This is a genomic window from Dyella sp., from assembly GCF_051954575.1.
Lineage (GTDB): Bacteria > Pseudomonadota > Gammaproteobacteria > Xanthomonadales > Rhodanobacteraceae > Dyella_B.
This window is the reverse complement of the sequence record NZ_JBQCHP010000073.1, coordinates 73129-91159: the sequence shown is the minus strand read 5'-3', so window position 1 is coordinate 91159 and position 18031 is coordinate 73129. Positions and strand designations below refer to the sequence as shown.

Sequence of the window (18031 nt, the reverse complement as noted above, 5' to 3'; positions counted from 1 at the left end):
AACTACTCGCCGGCATCCGTTGAAATCAACGGCAGCAAGCGCGCGTCTTCGAGCGCCGCAACGCGATGACCGATGCCGGCCAGATACGCCTCATGCGACGCGAACGCCATGAACGATGCGACGCTTTGCTGCCGCACCAGCATCACCATGTCCCATTGCTCTTCCGGCGGACCGATCAGAAAGTGGCCGCCGTAGCCAAGAAACAGCAAGTCTCCGCCGCTTTCGCGCAAGTACGGCAAGGTGTGTTCGATATAACACTGAAAGGCTTGCGCACCGCTGATCGCTTTTGCAGGCGCAAGATGCGGCGTGCTGGAGTAATCGGCAATATCGCGAAAGCGCAGCAGATTGAGCATCACCACACTGCCCTGCAGTGATCGCGCCATGAAGGCTCGCCCTGCTTCCCAGGTCGGTTCCAGGTAATTCGTCATGATGAATCCCGTCACTCGCCGAACGCGAGCTGCATGGCGTAATCGCGAACGTCCGCCGGCCATGCGGCAATCAATGCGCTGAATGTCGTGCGGTCGTTTGCGAACAAGGCACGTGTTGCTTCTTCGAAGCCGGGCATATCGCCCGCCATCGCCGACATGAAGTGATACGCACGTTCCTGTGCATCGCGCGTTCTGTCGCGCTCACTGTGTGCGCGGCGCGCTTCTTCCACCAGCTTGCGCAGCGTGACGGACGGTCCGCCCGGCTGGGATTCCAGCCATTCCCAATGGCGCGGCAGCAGGGTTACTTCGCGCGCCACTACGCCGAGTTTCGGACGACCGCGACCACGCGAGGGCTCGGTCGCTTCGGTATCTCGAGCAGACGCGGCACCGTAACGGGCCAGCACGTCTTCATCGCTGCCACGTGTGTCGAGGTCGATGGCACGACCGGTGCTGTCGTCGAAGACCAGGACGGGCTTGGCGCCGTCTCGTTCGGCAGCCAGCTTCACCGCCAGGGCAACGACGTGCGGGGCTCCGGACGCCAGGCGCCGGTGGCCCTGGAAACTGGTGTAGGAAACGGATGGCGGAACGGTCATGGCAGGCACCTGGCGGAGGGTGCCAAATAATACCCGGATAAAAATACGCTTCGCAATATTACCCGGGTAAATATTTTCCATGTTGCATAAAAAACGCCGGGCCCTTAGACCCGGCGTTCGCGACACTCAAAACTGGCTTAGATCCGGCTCTGCGTGGCGGGGTCACCCACCTTCGCGCCGGCATCGCCCCCACGCGGCGGCGGCGGCGGCACCGACTGCCCCATCGACGAGGTCTTGGACCAGTCCGCCGGCGGGCCGGGAATACGGCCGGCCATGATGTCATCGATCTGGCGCGCATCGATCGTTTCGTACTGCAGCAGGGCGTCCGCCATCATGTGCAGCTTCTCGATATTCTCGGTGAGCAACTGCTTGCTGCGCCCATAGGCGCGGTCGAGGATCTCGCGCACTACTTCGTCGATCTTGCGCGCGGTCTCGTTGGAGACGTTCTTGTGCTGCGTCACCGAGCGGCCCAGGAAGACTTCATCCTCCTCCTCGCCGTAGGTGACCGGGCCGAGCTCGTTCGACAGGCCCCACTTGGTGACCATGTTGCGCGCCATCTTGGTGGCGCGCTCGATATCGTTGGACGCGCCGGTGGTGACCTTGTCGGTGCCGAAGATCAGCTCTTCCGCCACGCGGCCGCCATACAGCGAGCACAACTGCGATTCGATCGCGGTCTTGTTCATGCTGTACTTGTCGCCTTCCGGCAGATACATGGTGACGCCGAGCGCGCGGCCGCGCGGAATGATCGTCACCTTGTAGACCGGGTCGTGCTCCGGCACCAGGCGGCCGACGATGGCGTGGCCGGCCTCGTGATAGGCGGTGAGCTTTTTCTCATCCTCGCTCATGGCCATCGAGCGACGTTCGGTACCCATCAGGATCTTGTCGCGCGCCTTGTCCATGTGTGTCATGCGCACTTCGCGGGCATTCTCGCGCGCGGCGAACAGCGCCGCCTCGTTGACCAGGTTGGCGAGATCCGCGCCGGAGAAACCGGGCGTGCCGCGCGCGATCACCATCGCGTCGACGTCGCTGGCGATCGGCACCTTGCGCAGGTGCACCTTCAGAATCTGCTCGCGGCCTTTCACGTCCGGCAGACCGACCACCACCTGGCGATCGAAACGGCCCGGACGCAGCAGCGCCGGATCGAGCACGTCCGGACGGTTGGTGGCGGCGATGACGATGATGCCCTCGGTGCCTTCGAAGCCATCCATTTCGACCAGCAACTGGTTGAGCGTCTGCTCGCGCTCGTCGTGGCCACCGCCCAGGCCGGCGCCGCGATGGCGGCCGACCGCATCGATTTCGTCGATGAAGATGATGCACGGCGCGTGCTTCTTGGCTTGGTCGAACATGTCGCGCACGCGCGAAGCGCCCACGCCGACGAACATTTCGACGAAGTCGGAACCGGAGATCGAGAAGAATGGCACTTTGGCCTCGCCGGCGATCGCCTTGGCGAGCAGGGTCTTGCCGGTGCCGGGCGGGCCGACCATCAGCACGCCGCGCGGAATCTTGCCGCCGAGGCGCTGGAACTTGCCCGGGTCGCGCAGGAATTCCACCAATTCGCCGACTTCTTCCTTGGCTTCGTCGCAACCGGCGACGTCGCTGAAATTGACCTTGACCTGGTCCTCACCCTGCAACTTGGCGCGCGAACGGCCAAAGCTCATCGCGCCGCGTCCGCCACCGCCCTGCTGCATCTGGCGCATGAACCAGATGAACACGCCGACGATCAAAATGACCGGCAGCCAGTTCACCAACAGGCCAATCAGCGAGAAGCCGGTGCCGGAATCCTGCGTGACGGTGACGTTCTTGTCCTGCATCTGCTTGACCACCGAGTTGGTGGAGAAGCCGAGCACCGGCGCGACGGTGCGGTAGTTGCTGCCGTCCTTCAACTTGCCGGTGATGGTGGCGGGGTTTTCCGCGCTGATGTTGGCGGTGGCGACGTTGCCGCTGTCCACACTCTGCACGAAGCTGCTGTAGGGCAGGTCCGAAGAGGCGCCACCGTGCGGATTGAAGCTCTGGAACACGGTGATCAGCACTACCGCGATCACCAGCCAGAGCAACAGAGTTTTCCATGTTTCGTTCATGCGCGGTTCTCGCCAGTTTGCGGGCCGGCCGGTCGAAAGCCGGTGGCCAGCGCGTACACCTCACGCGAACGCGCGCGGGAGGCCTTGGGTTTACGCATACTTACGCGCGAGAACTCAACGCGCAAGGTACGCAGGTAATCGTCGAAGCCGGTGCCTTGGAACAGCTTGATTAGAAATGCTCCGCCCGGTTTGAGCCAGTGCCTCGAGAAATCAAGCGCCAGTTCCGCCAGGTCCATCGCCCGGATCTGGTCGGCCAGTGCCACACCGCTCATATTGGGGGCCATGTCCGACAGCACAAGATCGAGCTTGCGGCCATCCAGGCGTGCCTCCAAGGCTCGCAGAACGGTTTCTTCACGGAAGTCGCCCTGCAGGAAATCGACACCGGCAATCCCCTGCATCGGCAGGATATCCAGCGCCACCACAGTACCACTATCACCCAGGCGTTGCCGGACCAGCTGCGACCAGCCGCCCGGCGCGGCTCCCAAGTCGACCACGCGCATGCCCGGCTTGAGCAGGTGATCGCGCTCGATCAGTTCTTCCAGCTTGAACACCGCACGCGAACGCAGGCCCTCGGCCTGGGCCTTCTTCACGTAGACGTCGTCGAAATGCTCCCGTAGCCAGCGGGAACTGCTCTTGCTGCGGGGCATGGGTCAGTTAGCGGACCGGGAACAGGGGTGGGCATGATACCCTTTACGGCTTACTTGCAGTGCATCCTGGACTGAACGCATGGCCATTTCCCCCTCGCAGCGACGCTATTTGCGAAGCCTCGCACACGACCTCCACCCGGTGATCCTGCTGGGCGCCAAGGGCGCCACCGAGGCGGTGGTGAAGGAGCTGGATCTGGCGCTGTCGCATCACGAACTGGTGAAGGTGAAGCTGTCCGGCGGCGACAAGGACGAGCGCGAGGAGCAGATCCAGTTCCTGCTCGACGGCACCGGCGCGGAAAACGTGCAGCAGATCGGCCACATCGTGGTGCTGTTCCGCCGCAACGAGGACGACCCGCGGCTGGCCCTGCCGCGCTGAGGAGGCCGCCGTGGATCTGTCACTGGACCGCCCTGGAGATTACTTGTTCGTCCGCCGCGTCACCGAGCGCGCCATCACGGTGGTCGATCGTGAATTGACCGCCAGTTTTCTGCTTTCGCCCCAGCGTGCGGTGGAGCAATGGCCCGTCAGCAGTGCCCAGGCCTTGGGCGACGATCATGTGCAGGCCGTGCTGGAGCTGCAACCGGAAGTGGTGCTGCTGGGCACCGGCACGCGCCAGCAGTTTCCGCCGGCGGCATTCATGGCCGGCTTCCTGCGCCGCGGCGTCGGTATCGAAGTAATGGACAACGCAGCGGCTGCGCGCACCTACGACCTGCTCGCCGGCGAAGGGCGGCGCGTGGTGGCCGCGTTCATTCTTCCCGCTGCCTGAGCGCCCTCGCCCCGAAAACGCTGGGGTGAGGGGTCAATCTTGCAAGCGGCACGATCGAGCCAAGACGCGCTCTAGGCAGCCCCTACGCCAGATTGTCCCCTCACCGCAGCCCTCTCGGACGCGGCGCCAAGCTAACGCGACGGCAAATACTCCAGCGGATCGACCGGATTGCCGTCCTTGCGAATCTGGAACTGCAACTCGTCGCGCGAACTGCCGCTCGAGCCCATCTCCGCAATCTGCTGCCCGGCCTTCACCTGCTGCCCTTCCGTGACCAGCCGCTTGCGGTTGTGGCCATAGGCGGAAAGGAAGCTGTCGTTGTGCTTGATGATGATCAGCTCGCCATAGCCCACCAGGCCGTTGCCGCTGTACACCACCGTGCCATCGGCGGCGGCGACCACCGGATCGCCGGCCTTGCCGGCGATGTCGATGCCCGGAATCGCCGCATTGGCCTGGAAGCGCCCGATGATCTGGCCGGAGGCCGGCCAACGCCATTTCACGCCACCTGCGCTGCGCGTGCCTCCGCTGGCGGCTGCTACGGGCGCCGGCGTTGGCGTAACCGCCGCAGGCGCTGGCGATGGACTGGTAGCAGTTGCGGCGACCGGCGCCACATGCGGCGGCACGGGATGCACGGTCGCCGCGGAAACCGCGGCTGCGGAGCTTGCATGCGCCGGTGTCGGCACCGATGAGGGTTTCGCCGGCGCAGGCGTAGTTTCTACCGTCTGGAAGACCGGTGCGTTGGTCGGCGGCGGTGCGGGTGCCTTGGTGGCAGCGACCGATGGCGACGCGTGCGCCGCCGCAGGCTCGGCGCCTGCGCCCCTACCTGGTAGCTTCAATACCTGGCCGGGCCAGATCGTGTACGGCGCATCGATGCCGTTCAAGCGGGCCACTTCGCGAAAGTCGGTGCCATTGCGAAAGGCGATGGAATAAAGCGTATCGCCCTTGGCCACCGTGTAGGAGCCCGGTTGCTGCGGCGGTGCCGGGCGCGAAGTGGCGGCCGATGCGTTCGACGGCGGCTGCACCACCACCGTGCTGCAACCGGTCATGAGTAACGACATAGCGGCAAGTAGTGCGGGCCATCGCATCCATTCATTCATGCGGGCCAGCATAACGGGGCGGCGCAGAGTTTTCATGCGGTGCACACGAAACGATCTCCCGCCATTAATGCTTCAGCAGCCACCAACCCGCCAGTCCTGCAAGCACCACCAGCGCGGCCCAGCCGATCCATTCGATGTGCTTGTGCAGGATGCGCTCGGCACGCTCGCCGAACAGGCGGATCAGCAAAGCCAGTAACCACACGCGCTTGCCGCGGCCGATCAGCATGCACAGCAGGAACGGCAGCACCGGCACGCCGACGATGCCCGAAGCCCAGGTGACGAACTTCATCGGCACCACCGGCTGCAGCGCTGCTAGCGTCAGCACCAGCAGCATTTGCAGCCAATGCTGGTTCATTTCCGTGCGCAGGCTTTCCACGCCACGCTCGATCGAATCGTACAGGTGCAGCGATTGCAGCAAGGGCGTGAGCGCGTGGAACGCCCAGTGTCCTAGCGCGTAACCCACCAGCGAGCCCAGCAGCGAAAAAAGCAGGCTGATATTTGCGTAGAAAAACGCCCGGTGCCGCTTGCCGAGCATCATTGGCGCCAGCATCACCTCGGGCATGATCGGGAAGATGAAGGCTTCCACAAAGCTCAGGCCGCACAGGTAGTACACGGCCCGTCGATCGCGCGCCCACACCAGAACGCGCGCATAGAGTTTTCCGAAGAGCTGCATCAGCCGATGCCGCCCAGCAGAGGTACGAAGCTGACCGCGCCAAGTTCTTCCTGCATGAAATCGCCTTTTCCATCGCCGCGCATGCGGATCAAGGTTTGACTGCTGGGGGAACCCACCGGCGCCACCAGCACGCCATCGGGAGCCAATTGATCGAGAATCTGGGTGGGAATCGCATCGCCCGCCGCGGTGAGGATGATCGCGTCGAACGGCGCTTCGGCCGCCCAGCCGAGCTTGCCGTCGTCATGCCGCGAACGGATGTTCTCCAGACCAAGCTGGCGAAAACGGCGGCGCGCCTGGCGCAGCAGTTCTTCGATGCGCTCCACGGTGTAAAGCTGCGGCACCAGTTGCGCCAGCACCACCGCCTGGTAGCCCGAACCGGTGCCGATTTCCAGCACCTTCTGTGGACGGCCGGATTTGGGAGCGAACGGTTCGAGCAGCGCTTCGGTCATGCGCGCCACCACCCACGGTTGGGAAATGGTCTGGCCGTGGCCGATCGGTAGCGCGGTGTTTTCGTAGGCGCGCGAATGCAAGGCCTGGTCGATGAAGTGATGGCGCGGCAGATTGCGCATCACGTCCAGCACGCGCTGGTCGTGGATGCCCTCTTCCTTCAACTTGGCAACGAGCCGGTCGCGTGCGCGTTGCGAGGTCATGCCCTCGCCCTTCAATGCCGATGGCGGCAACGGATGGATCATGCGGCCTTACCGTTTTCCTGTTGATGCATGCCGTCGCTCAAGCCGCGCACCCAACTGCTGACTTTTTCCAGCGCCTGGAAACGGGTGAGATCGACGTGAATCGGCGTGACCGAAATGTAGCCGCGCTGCACCGCGTCGAAATCCGTGCCGGGGCCGGCATCTTCCACGTCACCGGCCGGGCCGATCCACCAGATCGGCTTTCCGCGCGGATCGGTCTGCTTGATGCACGGCGCGGAGCGATGACGCTTGCCAAGCCGCGTGGTCTCGAAACCGCGGATGTCCGCCCACGGACGATCCGGCACGTTGACGTTGAGAATGGTGTCGGCCGGCAGCGGATCGACCAGCAAGCGCTCCATCAGCAACTGCACGGCCTTGGCCGCCGACTCGTAGTGTTCGCCCTTGTGATCCTTGCTGACCAGCGACACCGCGATCGCCGGCAAGCCCAGGAAACGCCCTTCCATCGCCGCCGACACGGTGCCCGAATAGATCACGTCATCGCCCAGGTTGGCGGAGTTGTTGATGCCGGAGACGACGATGTCAGGCTCGTAGTCGAGCATGCCGGCCAGCGCGATATGCACGCAATCGGTCGGCGTGCCCACCACGCGGTAATAACCGTTGTCCATGCGCGAGACGCGGATCGGCGCATCGAGCGTGAGGGAGTTGCTGGCGCCTGAGCGGTCGCGGTCCGGCGCCACCACCGTAACCTGGCCCACCGCGCCAAGGCGCTCGGCGAGCACGCGGATGCCCGGCGCGTCTACGCCATCGTCGTTGCTTACCAGAACTCGCATCATGATCCGTTCGAGATTGAATTGCCGGCGCGCGTCCGTGTTGGCGAACGCGCGCGCCCTAGACATCGGAGTCTAACCGAGCCGCCCCGCGGTTTCATCGGCGTTTGCCCGATCCTCGCCATGCATACGCCGCTTTCGCTACGATCACGGTCATGAAACGCCGCCATCCTGCCATCGTGAGCGACGAGGACAGCCGCCTGTTCCGCGAGGCGATCGGCGAGATACGCCAGTTCGACCCCGTGGCGCCACCGCCAGAAAGCCCCAAGCCGGAACCGCACCCGCACATGTTCGAAGCGGACGAAGCCGCCGTGCCGCGCGAACTCTTGGACATGGCCTTCGATCCCGGCCTGATGGAAGTGGGCGAGGAACTCAGCTACCTGCGCGATGGCTATCCGCCCAAACTGCTGCGTCAGCTCAAGCGCGGACAGTTCAGCGTGCAGGACGAGATCGACCTGCACCAGATGAACGCCGCGGCGGCGCAAGCGACCATTGCCGACTTTCTTGCGCATGCCGCCGAGCAAGGCATGCGCTGCGTGCGCATCGTGCATGGCAAGGGCCTGCGTTCCAAGGCCGCCGGTCCGGTGCTGAAAGTGTTGACGGATCGTTTGTTGCGCCGTCGCGACGATGTAATCGCGTTTGCTTCCGCGCGTCCCATGCAGGGCGGCACGGGTGCGGTTGTGGTCTTGCTCAAAGGATAGGCTCCATGCCCAAGCTCTTCTCGTACGGCACGTTGCAGCAGGAAAACGTGCAACTTGCGACTTTCGGCCGCCGGCTTGCGGGCCGGGCCGATCAGTTGACCGGATTCGTCCAGACCGAAATCAAGATCGAAGACCCCGACGTGGTCCGCGCCAGCGGAAAGACCCATCACCCCATGCTCGTCTTCACCAACCGGCCGGAGGACTGCGTCACCGGCACGGTCTTCGACATCACCGACACCGAACTGGCGCAGGCGGATGATTACGAAGTGGACGACTACAAGCGCGTCGCGGTAACCCTGAATTCCGGATTACAGGCCTGGGTGTACGTGGATGCGCGTCAGGCTGCTTCGTACGACACATCGCCGGCTCACGCGACGAGCAGCTAGGCGATTTTCATTCCGCGCAAGAAAGGTACGAGATAGCAATGTTGGGGTTTGCACCCCAACCTACGCGATCAGCTCTCGCGCGACGACGGTGGCATACGCGCCCGCGGGCAATTCGAAGCTCAATTCCAGCGCTTCGTCATCCAGCCAGCGCCAGCGAAGATCCTTCGGCAACAAGCGCAGCGGACGGCGTTCCTGTTCCATACGCGCGGCGGCCAGCCCTTCGGCGAGATCGATGTATTGCGCAGCCACTCTGCGTTCCAACTCACCGGCGACTTCGGTGGCGGGCGGTTCGCCCTGCCCCCATAGCGGTCCGGACGGATGAATGTCGCCTTGCGCCAGTCGCGCAGCGAGCACATCGTCGAACGGTTCCGGACCGAACCAAGAGCGCGAACCGGCCAGCGACCAGATCTCGCCCTCCAGCGGTTTGTCCCAGGCATCACGTTCCACGCGCGCGGCCAGCACGCTGTTGAAGATTTGCGAGCGTGCGGCGGAAAGCAATATGGAACGCTTGTCGCGATCCACGCGGCGTCCGGCGAACATCGCCCGCGCCTGCGCCACGTTGCCGCCCTCGCGGCCGAAACGCTGTTCGCCGAAATAGTTCGGTACGCCGCGCGTGGCGATGCTGCCCAGCACGGCTTCCGCCTGCGCGCGATCACCGCGAACGTCGCGCAAAACCAGCACGAAACGGTTGCCACGCAGAGCGCCGCGCTTGAGCTTGCGCTTGTGGCGTGTGCTTGCGAGTACTTTGACCTCCGAATGCGGAAACGCATTCCAATCCGGATCGGCCTTGCCCGGCAACTGCACGGTAAAGGCTTGGCGCGTAACGGCATGGCGATCTTTCAAGCCGGCATAGCCGACGTTCATCGGTGATACGCCGGCAAAACGCGCCAGCTCCCGCGCCACCCAATCGGTATTCGTCTCGCGCTTTTCCACCCACAGCAAGGCGTGTTCGCCTTCACCATCGGCGTCGTAGCCGAGGATTTCTTCCACGCGGAAGTCTTCGGGTGTGCTGCGAAGCGTGGCCGTCAAAGGCGGCGTGCCGTAGGCGCGGGGGAGTTCGGATTCAGGAGAAGTCATTCAGCGCGACGCTTCGCTCCCTCCCCTGCTTGCAGGGGAGGGCTGGGGTGGGGTTGCATGGGCTTGCCGCATTGATTGGACTCGCCGCGAGATTGCTTCACCCCACCCCAATCCTCCCCTACTACACGTAGGGGAGGGGGCAGTTTTCGGCGAGGTAAACATCATCATCAACGACCGCTCGTTCCGGTCGCCGCCGGCACAGCGGTACTCGCCGCCGACTTCGGCACCACCTGATAAAACGTCTCGCCCGGCTTGATTAGACCCAGTTCACCGCGAGCACGCGCTTCCACCGCCTGCTCGCCGTGCTTGAGATCGTTCACGTCCGCGGCCAGCGCCTGGTTGCGCTGGGTAAGCTTGTCGTTTTCGTCCTGTTGCTTTTTTACTGCAGCGCGCAAGCTGGACACCTCGGACATGCCGCCGTGACTGGACCACAGTTCGAACTGCAGTCCAATCAGTATCAACAGCAGGACCAAGGCGACCCAACGCAGCATGATTTAAGGTGCGACCTCAACCGGGCAGGTGGGAGAGGCTGGGGAACGCGTTGCGGCCGGCGTAGACGGCGGACGAACCCAGCGCTTCCTCGATGCGCAGCAACTGGTTGTACTTGGCCACGCGATCGGTGCGGCACAGCGAGCCGGTCTTGATCTGCGTGGCGGTGGTCGCCACGGCGATGTCGGAAATGGTGGTGTCTTCGGTTTCGCCGGAACGGTGCGAGACGATCGCGGCGTACTTGGCGGCGTCGGCCATGGCGATCGCCTCGAGCGTTTCGGACAGCGTGCCGATCTGGTTCACCTTGATCAGGATCGCGTTGGCGATCTTCTTGTCGATGCCTTCGCGGAAGATCGCCGGATTGGTCACGAACAGGTCGTCGCCCACCAGCTGCACCTTATTGCCGATCTTGTCGGTAAGCAGCTTCCAGCCGTCCCAGTCGCCTTCGGCCATGCCGTCTTCGATGGTGACGATCGGGTACTGCTGCGCCCAACTGGCCAGCAGATCAACGAACTGCGCCGGCGTGTAGACCTTGCCCTCGCCTTCCAGATCGTATTTGCCGTCCTTGAAGAATTCGGAGCTGGCGACGTCGAGGCCAAGCAGGATGTCGCTGCCGATTTTGTAGCCGCTCTTGTTGACCGCTTCGAGAATGGTGTCCAGCGCCTCGATGTTGGAGCGCAGGTTCGGCGCGAAGCCGCCTTCATCGCCCACGGCGGTGTTGAGGCCCTTGCCCTTGAGCACGCTCTTGAGCGCGTGGAAAATTTCGGTACCGGCGCGCAACGCTTCGGCGAAGTTCGGCAGGCCGACCGGCAACACCATGAATTCCTGCACGTCGACATTGTTGTCGGCGTGCGCGCCGCCGTTGATGATGTTCATCATCGGAACCGGCAGTGCGCCCGGCTTGCCGTGCGAGAGGTACTTCCACAGCGGTTCCTTGCGCGAGGCCGCGACGGCGTGCGCGGCGGCCATCGAAACGCCCAGCAGCGCGTTCGCGCCCAGGCGGCCCTTGTTCGGCGTGCCGTCGAGCTCGATCAGCTTCTTGTCCAGGCCTTTCTGGTCGGCGGCATCAAAGCCCTTCAGCGTGTTGGCGATTTCGCCGTTGACGTTGCCGACCGCCTTCTTCACGCCCTTGCCCAGGTAACGCGACTTGTCGCCGTCACGCAGTTCCACCGCTTCGCGCGTGCCGGTCGATGCGCCGCTCGGCACGGCCGCGCGGCCGAAGGCGCCGCCTGCCAGAGTTACTTCTGCTTCGAGCGTGGGGTTGCCGCGGGAGTCGAGGATTTCACGGGCGTGGATATGGGTGATCTGCGTCGTCATGGAGGTCGTATCCCTAATCGGTTAGTGCTTGAAGAGCCAAAACATCATGGCCGCGATGGCTGCGAACAGCACCGCGATCACTATGCGGTAGAAGGTCTGGTAGCGCCGGGTCACATCGAGCGCCTGGTCCTGCTTGGCAATGGCCGCTTCGCTGCGTTTCCGGTACAGCTCCAGGTGCTCGCGTTGGATATCGCGAATGTCGGTGAGCAGTCGGATCAGCGATTCGTCTGTGGCCATGCGTATCCTTAAGGTTGCAGCGTGCTCTCGAGGAAACCGTGGCGCTTGGTGACCTGGTCGAGTTCGAGCAGGGTCTGCAGCAGCGCTTCCATTTTGCCAAGCGGCCAGGCGTTCGGGCCGTCGCTCAGCGCCTTGCTTGGGTCTGGATGCGTCTCGGCGAACAAGCCGGCGATGCCAACGGCGACCGCCGCGCGCGCCAGCACCGGCACGAATTCGCGCTGGCCGCCGGAACTGGTGCCCTGCCCGCCCGGCAACTGCACCGAATGGGTGGCGTCGAACACCACCGGGCAGCCGGTATCGCGCATCGCGCTCAGCGAACGCATATCGGAAACGAGGTTGTTGTAGCCGAAGCTGGCGCCGCGCTCGCACACCAGAATGGCGTCGTTGCCCACGTCCTTGGCCTTGGCCACCACGTTCTTCATGTCCCACGGCGCCAGGAACTGGCCTTTCTTGATGTTCACCGGCTTGCCAGCGCGCGCCACGTTCTGGATGAAATCGGTCTGCCGGCACAGGAAGGCGGGTGTCTGCAGCACGTCCACCACCGCGGCCACTTCGTTCATCGGCGTGTATTCGTGCACGTCGGTCAGCACCGGCACGCCCACCTGGCGCTTTACTTCGCCCAGGATGCGCAGGCCCTCTTCCATGCCGGGGCCGCGAAAACTGCCGCCGGAGGAACGATTGGCCTTGTCGAAGCTGGATTTGAAGATGAAATTGACGCCGAGCCTGCCGGTGATTTCCTTCAGCGTGCCGGCGGTGTCGATCTGCAGTTGTTCCGATTCCACCACGCAGGGGCCGGCGATCAGGAACAGGGGCTGGTCCAGGCCGACCTCGAAACCGCACAACTTCATGCGACCGCCCCCTTCGCCGCCAGCTTCTCGCCGTCGCGCACTGCCTTGTATTCGCGCGCGGCGCGCACGAAGCCGATGAACAGCGGATGGCCGTCGCGCGGCGTGGAGGTGAACTCCGGATGCGCCTGGCAACCGAGGAACCACGGATGCTGCTGCAGCGGCAGCTCGACGATTTCCACCAGCAGGTCGTCCATCGACTTGCCGGAAATCACCATGCCCAGATCCTCGAACGACTGGCGATAGCGATTGTTGAATTCGTAGCGATGGCGATGGCGCTCGCGCACGATGTCCTGGCCGTACAGCTGGCGCGCGAGCGTGCCTGCCTTCAGGCGGCATTCCTGCGCGCCCAGGCGCATGGTGCCGCCCAGATCCGAGCGCTCGCTGCGCTGCTCCACCTCGCCGGTGGCGGTGGTCCACTCAGTGATCAGCGCGATCACCGGGTTCGGCGTGTGGCGGTCGTTTTCGCTGGAATCGGCGTCGGTGAGGCCGGCCACGTTGCGCGCGAAATCCACCACCGCCGCATGCATGCCGTAGCAGATGCCGAAGTACGGCACGCCGTGCTCGCGCGCGTATTTCGCCGCCAGGATCTTGCCCTCGAAACCGCGCTTGCCGAAGCCGCCCGGCACCAGGATCGCGTCCATGCCGCCCAGCACCTTGGCCGCGCCTTCCGCCTCGATCTGCTCCGAATCGATCCATTGCAGGTTCACGCGGGTCTGCTGTTTGATGCCGCCGTGGCGCAACGCCTCGCCCAGGGATTTGTACGCATCCTTGTGCTCGACGTACTTGCCGACGATGGCCACATTGACCTCGTCCTTCGGGTGCTCCACCGCCTCGACCGTGCGCTGCCAGCCGGACAGATCGGCCGGCTTGGCATCCAGCCCCATCTTCTTGACGACGATATCGTCCAGGCCCTGCTGGTGCAGCCACAGCGGCTGCTTGTAGATGATGTCCACGTCTGCTGCGCTGATTACCGCCTGCTCCGGCACGTTGGTGAACAGGGCGATCTTGCGGCGCTCGCTGTCCGGCAGCGGCTGCTCGCAGCGGCACAGGAGGATATCCGGCTGGATACCGATCGAGCGCAGCTCCTTCACGGAGTGCTGGGTCGGCTTGGTTTTGATCTCGCCGGCGGCCTTGATGTACGGCACCAGGGTCAGGTGCATGAACAGGCACTTCTCCGGGCCATGCTCGATGCGCAGCTGGCGGATCGCCTCCAGGAACGGCTGGGATTCGATGTCGCCGACCGTGCCGCCAATCTCGACCAGGGCCACGTCGAAGCCCCGGGTGGCCTCGTGGATGCAGTGCTTGATCTCGTCGGTGATGTGCGGAATCACCTGCACGGTGGCGCCCAGGTAGTCGCCGCGGCGCTCCTTGCGGATCACCGATTCGTAGATCTTGCCGGTGGTGATGGAATTCTTGCCGGTCAGGCGGGTGTGGACGAAGCGCTCGTAGTGGCCCAGGTCCAGGTCGGTTTCCGCGCCGTCGTCGGTCACGTAGACCTCGCCGTGCTGGAAGGGACTCATCGTGCCCGGATCCACGTTGATGTAGGGATCGAGCTTCATCATGGTGACCGAAAGGCCGCGTGCCTCAAGAATGGACGCAAGCGACGCCGCTGCGATGCCCTTGCCGAGAGAGGACACCACACCGCCAGTGACGAAAATCAGGGGGGTCATGGAAAGCAGCCGTGCTGGAAATCGGCATTTTAGCGGCAGATCGCTCCTGCCGCGAGATGGCTGCGCCGAGAAAGGCTGAAAAATGTTGCGGCGCGCTGGGATGCCAACCGTAGATGGGGGTGCAAACCCCAACATTGCCATACCTATCGCGCCCAGCTGTTGGGTTTTCACCTCAACGGTATTGCTGCCGGGAGCCGAAAACGAAAAAGGCCCCCATGCGGGGGCCGTGATCCGGCCCGCCATGCCGGCGGGCAGCATGGCGGGCAAGCGCGTCAGCCTATACTCGAAGACATGGACTGGCTCGCCGGGTGCATCATGTACAGGTTCATGTTGTGCATCACCCACAGCGAACCCACCACCACGATGGCGATGATCAGCAGGGTGAACACGCCAATCGACAAATTGTCGCGCTGGCCCGGCGCAGCGCTCATGTGCAGGAAGAACACCAGTTGCACCAGCAACTGCGCCACGCAGAACACCACGATGCCAGGCACCACCAGGTGCTGCGGCACCGCCCCGCTCATCACGCAGCCGAACGACAGCAGCGTAAGGATCAGCGACAGCGCAAAACCGACGACGTAGCTCTTCAGGCTGCCGTGCGCGTTGTGCGCGTGCGCATTCGAATGACCATGCTGGCTCGACATCAGAGCACCCCGAACAGATAGACAAAGGTGAACACGCAGATCCACACCAGATCCAGGAAGTGCCAGAACAGGCTCAGGCACGACAGGCGGCGCTGCACTGCATCGTTGAGGCCGAACTTGCCGACCATGTGCATCATCGTCAGCAGCCAGATCAGGCCGGAGGTGACGTGCAGGCCGTGCGTACCGACCAGGCCGAAGTACGCGGACAGGAACGCGCTGCGGCTGGGACCGGCGTGCTCGGCCACGATCAGGTGGTGGAATTCGTAGACTTCCATGCCCACGAAACCCGCACCGAACAGGAAGGTGACGAACAGCCAGGCGATCACCTTGTTGCGATGGCCCGCATGCATGTTGAGCATCGCCAGGCCGAAGGTGAAGCTGCTGATGAGCAGCAGCATGGTTTCGCCGAACACGAATTTCAGATCGAACAGCTCCTTGCCGCTCGGACCGCCGGCGGTGGCGTGTCCCAGCACGGCGAAGGTGGCGAACAGGCCCGAGAAGATCAGGCAGTCGCTCATCAGGTAGATCCAGAAACCCAAGAGGGTCTTGGAGCCGTCGTCGTGATGCTCGTGGGCGCCGCCGTGCGCGACGACGCCGTGGTTTGCGGTGATAGCAGTCATGGAGAACCCACCCCCGCCATCCGCATAGTCCGCGTTGCCCCTGAGCGGTCGTCAGGTGGTAGCGCGTGGCGCAGCGCCAGACTGGCCGTCTGGTCAAGCCGCGCGCTGCCGCATGACGGCCGCTCAGCGGCAACCCGAAGGGCCGCATCTATTTGCGCGCATTGCTGCGTCATCACTCGTTTATGTATCGACATACACTTCTCTCGTTCTTCCTTGCCCTGCACGCAAATAGATGCGGCGCGGGCTATGCGGATGGTGGGGGCGGGTTCTTACGCCACCTTCTCGCCGGCCGAGGCCGGACCCACGTTTTCGATCAGCTTGTTGAGCGGCACCAGGCGTGCGCGCTCGATCTTCTCGACCTCGGCACCTGGCACGTAGTAATCCACGTCGGTGTCGTAGGCGCGCACGATGAACGTGCCGATCATGCCGAGCAGGCCAGCGGCGGCGAGCCACCAGATGTGCCATACCATGGCGAAGCCCAGCACGGTGCCGAAGGCCGCCATCACCACGCCGGCGCCGGTGTTGCGCGGCATATGGATGTCGTCGTAATGCGCGTGCTGCGGGTAGGCGCGCTTGTGTTCCTTGTCGGCCCAGAACTGATCCAGCTCTTCCACCTTCGGCAGCACCGCGAAGTTGTAGAACGGCGCCGGCGAGCTGGTCGCCCATTCCAGCGTACGGCCGCCCCATGGATCGCCGGTGAGATCGCGGTTCTCGGCACGATTGCGGATGCTCACCACGAACTGCAGCAGCATGAAGCCGATGCCGAGCGCGATGATGCCGGCGCCGACGGCGGCCACGATCAGGTACGGCTGCCAGGCAGGATTCGCATAGTGGTTCATGCGGCGCGTCATGCCCATCAGGCCCAGCACGTACAGCGGCATGAAGGCCATATAGAAGCCGACTACCCAGCACCAGAACGATGCTTTGCCCCAGCGCTCTTCCAGCTTGAAGCCGAACGCCTTCGGGAACCAGTAGTTCATCGCGGCGAACAGGCCGAACAGCACGCCGCCGATGATCACGTTATGGAAGTGCGCAATCAGGAACAGACTGTTGTGCAGCACGAAGTCCGCACCCGGCACGGCCAGCAGCACGCCGGTCATGCCGCCGATGGTGAAGGTGACCATGAACGCCACCGTCCACATCATCGGCAAGGTGAAGCGGATGCGGCCGCGATACATGGTGAACAGCCAATTGAACAGCTTCACGCCGGTCGGGATCGAGATGATCATGGTCGAGATGCCGAAGAAGGCATTCACGTCCGCGCCCGAGCCCATGGTGAAGAAGTGGTGCAACCACACTACGAACGAAGCCACGCCAATGCCCGCGGTGGCGTACACCATCGACTTGTAGCCGAACAGCGGCTTGCCCGAGAACGTGGCCACCACTTCGGAGAACACGCCGAAGCACGGCAGGATCAGGATGTAGACCTCCGGGTGGCCCCAGATCCAGATCAGGTTGACGTACAGCATGGCGTTGCCGCCAAGCTCGTTGGTGAAGAAGTGCATGTCCAGGTAGCGGTCGGCCGCCAGCAGCGCCAGCGCCACGGTCAGCAACGGGAACGCCGCCACGATCAGGATGTTGGTGACCAGCGCGGTCCAGGTGAACACCGGCATCTGCATCAGCTTCATGCCCGGCGTGCGCATGCGCAGGATGGTGACGATGAAGTTGATGCCGCTGAGCGTGGTACCCAGGCCCGACAGCTGCAGCGCCCAGATGTAGTAATCCACGCCCACGGTGGGACTGAAGCCGGGCTCGGACAGCGGCGGATAGGCCAGCCAGCCGGTGGCGGCGAAATCGCCCACGAACATCGAGATCATCACCAGCACCACGCCCGAAGCGGTAAGCCAGTAGCTGAGCGAGTTCAGGAATGGATAGGCCACGTCGCGCGCGCCGATCTGCAGCGGCACCACCAGGTTCATCAGGCCCACCACGAACGGCATGGCCACGAAGAAGATCATGATCACGCCGTGCGCGGTGAAGATCTGATCGTAGTGATGCGGCGGCAGGTAGCCGGCCGCGTCCGAGGCGGCGACCGCCTGCTGGGCGCGCATCATGATGGCGTCGGCGAAGCCGCGCAGCAGCATCACCAGCGCGAGGATCACGTACATGATGCCGATGCGCTTATGGTCCACGGTGGTGAACCACTCGCTCCACAGGTAGCCCCACTTGCGCTGCAGCGTCACCCAGCCGAGCAGCCCGGCACCGCCGAGGCACACCATCAACAGGGTGCCCATGATGATCGGCTCATGGAAAGGAATGGCCGATAGAGAAAGTTTTCCGAACATGGC

Annotated in this window: 21 protein-coding genes; 4 read left to right on the top strand and 17 right to left on the bottom strand. The window is 63.8% G+C overall.

Annotated elements, in window-relative coordinates; genetic code table 11:
* Nucleotides 1–2 precede the first annotated feature (2 nt).
* The 4 genes from ACTHNE_RS10155 to rlmE form a co-directional block, all read right to left on the bottom strand.
* Nucleotides 3–428, bottom strand: a complete 426-nt coding sequence (locus ACTHNE_RS10155; RefSeq protein ID WP_440269189.1) for a DUF1330 domain-containing protein — start codon at nt 426–428, stop codon at nt 3–5.
* Between the two features lie 11 nt (nt 429–439).
* Nucleotides 440–1030, bottom strand: a complete 591-nt coding sequence (locus ACTHNE_RS10150) for a DUF2239 family protein (RefSeq protein ID WP_440269188.1) — start codon at nt 1028–1030, stop codon at nt 440–442.
* Between the two features lie 128 nt (nt 1031–1158).
* On the bottom strand, nt 1159–3099 hold the full coding sequence (ftsH, locus tag ACTHNE_RS10145; RefSeq protein WP_440269187.1) for an ATP-dependent zinc metalloprotease FtsH: 1941 nt from the start codon (nt 3097–3099) through the stop codon (nt 1159–1161).
* Complete coding sequence (gene rlmE / locus ACTHNE_RS10140; RefSeq protein ID WP_440269186.1) at nt 3096–3746, bottom strand: 23S rRNA (uridine(2552)-2'-O)-methyltransferase RlmE; 651 nt, start codon at nt 3744–3746, stop codon at nt 3096–3098. Before rlmE ends, ftsH begins: the two co-directional genes overlap by 4 nt.
* 79 nt (nt 3747–3825) lie before the next feature.
* Between rlmE and yhbY the strand changes: the two genes are divergently transcribed.
* Together yhbY and ACTHNE_RS10130 are read left to right on the top strand one after the other, a co-directional pair.
* Nucleotides 3826–4122 (top strand): ribosome assembly RNA-binding protein YhbY, encoded by a 297-nt coding sequence (gene yhbY, locus ACTHNE_RS10135; RefSeq protein ID WP_440269185.1) that lies wholly within the window; start codon nt 3826–3828, stop codon nt 4120–4122.
* A 10-nt stretch (nt 4123–4132) separates the two neighbouring features.
* Nucleotides 4133–4510, top strand: coding sequence for an Mth938-like domain-containing protein (locus ACTHNE_RS10130; protein ID WP_440269184.1), 378 nt, complete (start codon nt 4133–4135; stop codon nt 4508–4510).
* 131 nt (nt 4511–4641) lie between these two features.
* Here the strand turns inward: ACTHNE_RS10130 and ACTHNE_RS10125 are convergent, their stop codons facing one another.
* The 4 genes from ACTHNE_RS10125 to surE all read right to left on the bottom strand — a co-directional run bounded on the left by ACTHNE_RS10125 (nt 4642) and on the right by surE (nt 7757).
* The gene (locus ACTHNE_RS10125) at nt 4642–5553 is read right to left on the bottom strand and encodes a peptidoglycan DD-metalloendopeptidase family protein (protein ID WP_440269183.1); all 912 of its coding nucleotides are present in this window, start codon (nt 5551–5553) and stop codon (nt 4642–4644) included.
* Between the two features lie 115 nt (nt 5554–5668).
* Nucleotides 5669–6277 carry a YqaA family protein gene (locus ACTHNE_RS10120; RefSeq protein ID WP_324942396.1) on the bottom strand — a complete coding sequence of 203 codons (609 nt, stop codon included), beginning with the start codon at nt 6275–6277 and terminating at the stop codon, nt 5669–5671.
* Entirely contained in the window at nt 6277–6969 is a 693-nt protein-coding gene (locus tag ACTHNE_RS10115) for a protein-L-isoaspartate(D-aspartate) O-methyltransferase (protein WP_324942400.1), read from the bottom strand. Before ACTHNE_RS10115 ends, ACTHNE_RS10120 begins: the two co-directional genes overlap by 1 nt.
* Nucleotides 6966–7757, bottom strand: coding sequence for a 5'/3'-nucleotidase SurE (gene surE, locus ACTHNE_RS10110; RefSeq protein WP_324942431.1), 792 nt, complete (start codon nt 7755–7757; stop codon nt 6966–6968). The genes ACTHNE_RS10115 and surE overlap by 4 nt, the downstream gene beginning before the upstream one ends.
* 152 nt (nt 7758–7909) lie before the next feature.
* On the opposite strand from surE, the gene ACTHNE_RS10105 reads away from it, so the two are divergent.
* On the top strand, nt 7910–8455 hold the full coding sequence (locus ACTHNE_RS10105) for a Smr/MutS family protein (protein ID WP_324942403.1): 546 nt from the start codon (nt 7910–7912) through the stop codon (nt 8453–8455).
* Between the two features lie 5 nt (nt 8456–8460).
* Nucleotides 8461–8841: a gamma-glutamylcyclotransferase family protein gene (locus tag ACTHNE_RS10100; protein WP_324942406.1), complete on the top strand. Its 381-nt coding sequence runs from the start codon at nt 8461–8463 to the stop codon at nt 8839–8841.
* A gap of 60 nt (nt 8842–8901) precedes the next feature.
* Here the strand turns inward: ACTHNE_RS10100 and truD are convergent, their stop codons facing one another.
* The 9 genes from truD to cyoB all read right to left on the bottom strand — a co-directional run bounded on the left by truD (nt 8902) and on the right by cyoB (nt 18028).
* Complete coding sequence (truD, locus tag ACTHNE_RS10095) at nt 8902–9918, bottom strand: tRNA pseudouridine(13) synthase TruD (protein ID WP_324942407.1); 1017 nt, start codon at nt 9916–9918, stop codon at nt 8902–8904.
* 167 nt (nt 9919–10085) lie between these two features.
* Nucleotides 10086–10409, bottom strand: a complete 324-nt coding sequence (ftsB, locus tag ACTHNE_RS10090) for a cell division protein FtsB (protein WP_324942410.1) — start codon at nt 10407–10409, stop codon at nt 10086–10088.
* A gap of 16 nt (nt 10410–10425) precedes the next feature.
* Complete coding sequence (gene eno / locus ACTHNE_RS10085) at nt 10426–11724, bottom strand: phosphopyruvate hydratase (RefSeq protein ID WP_324942412.1); 1299 nt, start codon at nt 11722–11724, stop codon at nt 10426–10428.
* Nucleotides 11725–11745: 21 nt separating this feature from the next.
* On the bottom strand, nt 11746–11961 hold the full coding sequence (locus tag ACTHNE_RS10080; protein ID WP_324942414.1) for a hypothetical protein: 216 nt from the start codon (nt 11959–11961) through the stop codon (nt 11746–11748).
* A gap of 8 nt (nt 11962–11969) precedes the next feature.
* Entirely contained in the window at nt 11970–12809 is an 840-nt protein-coding gene (gene kdsA / locus ACTHNE_RS10075; protein WP_440269182.1) for a 3-deoxy-8-phosphooctulonate synthase, read from the bottom strand.
* Nucleotides 12806–14479, bottom strand: coding sequence for a CTP synthase (locus ACTHNE_RS10070; protein ID WP_324942419.1), 1674 nt, complete (start codon nt 14477–14479; stop codon nt 12806–12808). The genes kdsA and ACTHNE_RS10070 overlap by 4 nt, the downstream gene beginning before the upstream one ends.
* Before the next feature lie 272 nt (nt 14480–14751).
* Nucleotides 14752–15123: a cytochrome o ubiquinol oxidase subunit IV gene (gene cyoD, locus ACTHNE_RS10065; RefSeq protein ID WP_324942422.1), complete on the bottom strand. Its 372-nt coding sequence runs from the start codon at nt 15121–15123 to the stop codon at nt 14752–14754.
* Nucleotides 15123–15743 (bottom strand): cytochrome o ubiquinol oxidase subunit III, encoded by a 621-nt coding sequence (cyoC, locus tag ACTHNE_RS10060; protein WP_324942425.1) that lies wholly within the window; start codon nt 15741–15743, stop codon nt 15123–15125. Before cyoC ends, cyoD begins: the two co-directional genes overlap by 1 nt.
* A 269-nt stretch (nt 15744–16012) precedes the next feature.
* Nucleotides 16013–18028, bottom strand: a complete 2016-nt coding sequence (cyoB, locus tag ACTHNE_RS10055) for a cytochrome o ubiquinol oxidase subunit I (protein ID WP_440269181.1) — start codon at nt 18026–18028, stop codon at nt 16013–16015.
* Nucleotides 18029–18031: the final 3 nt, after the last annotated feature.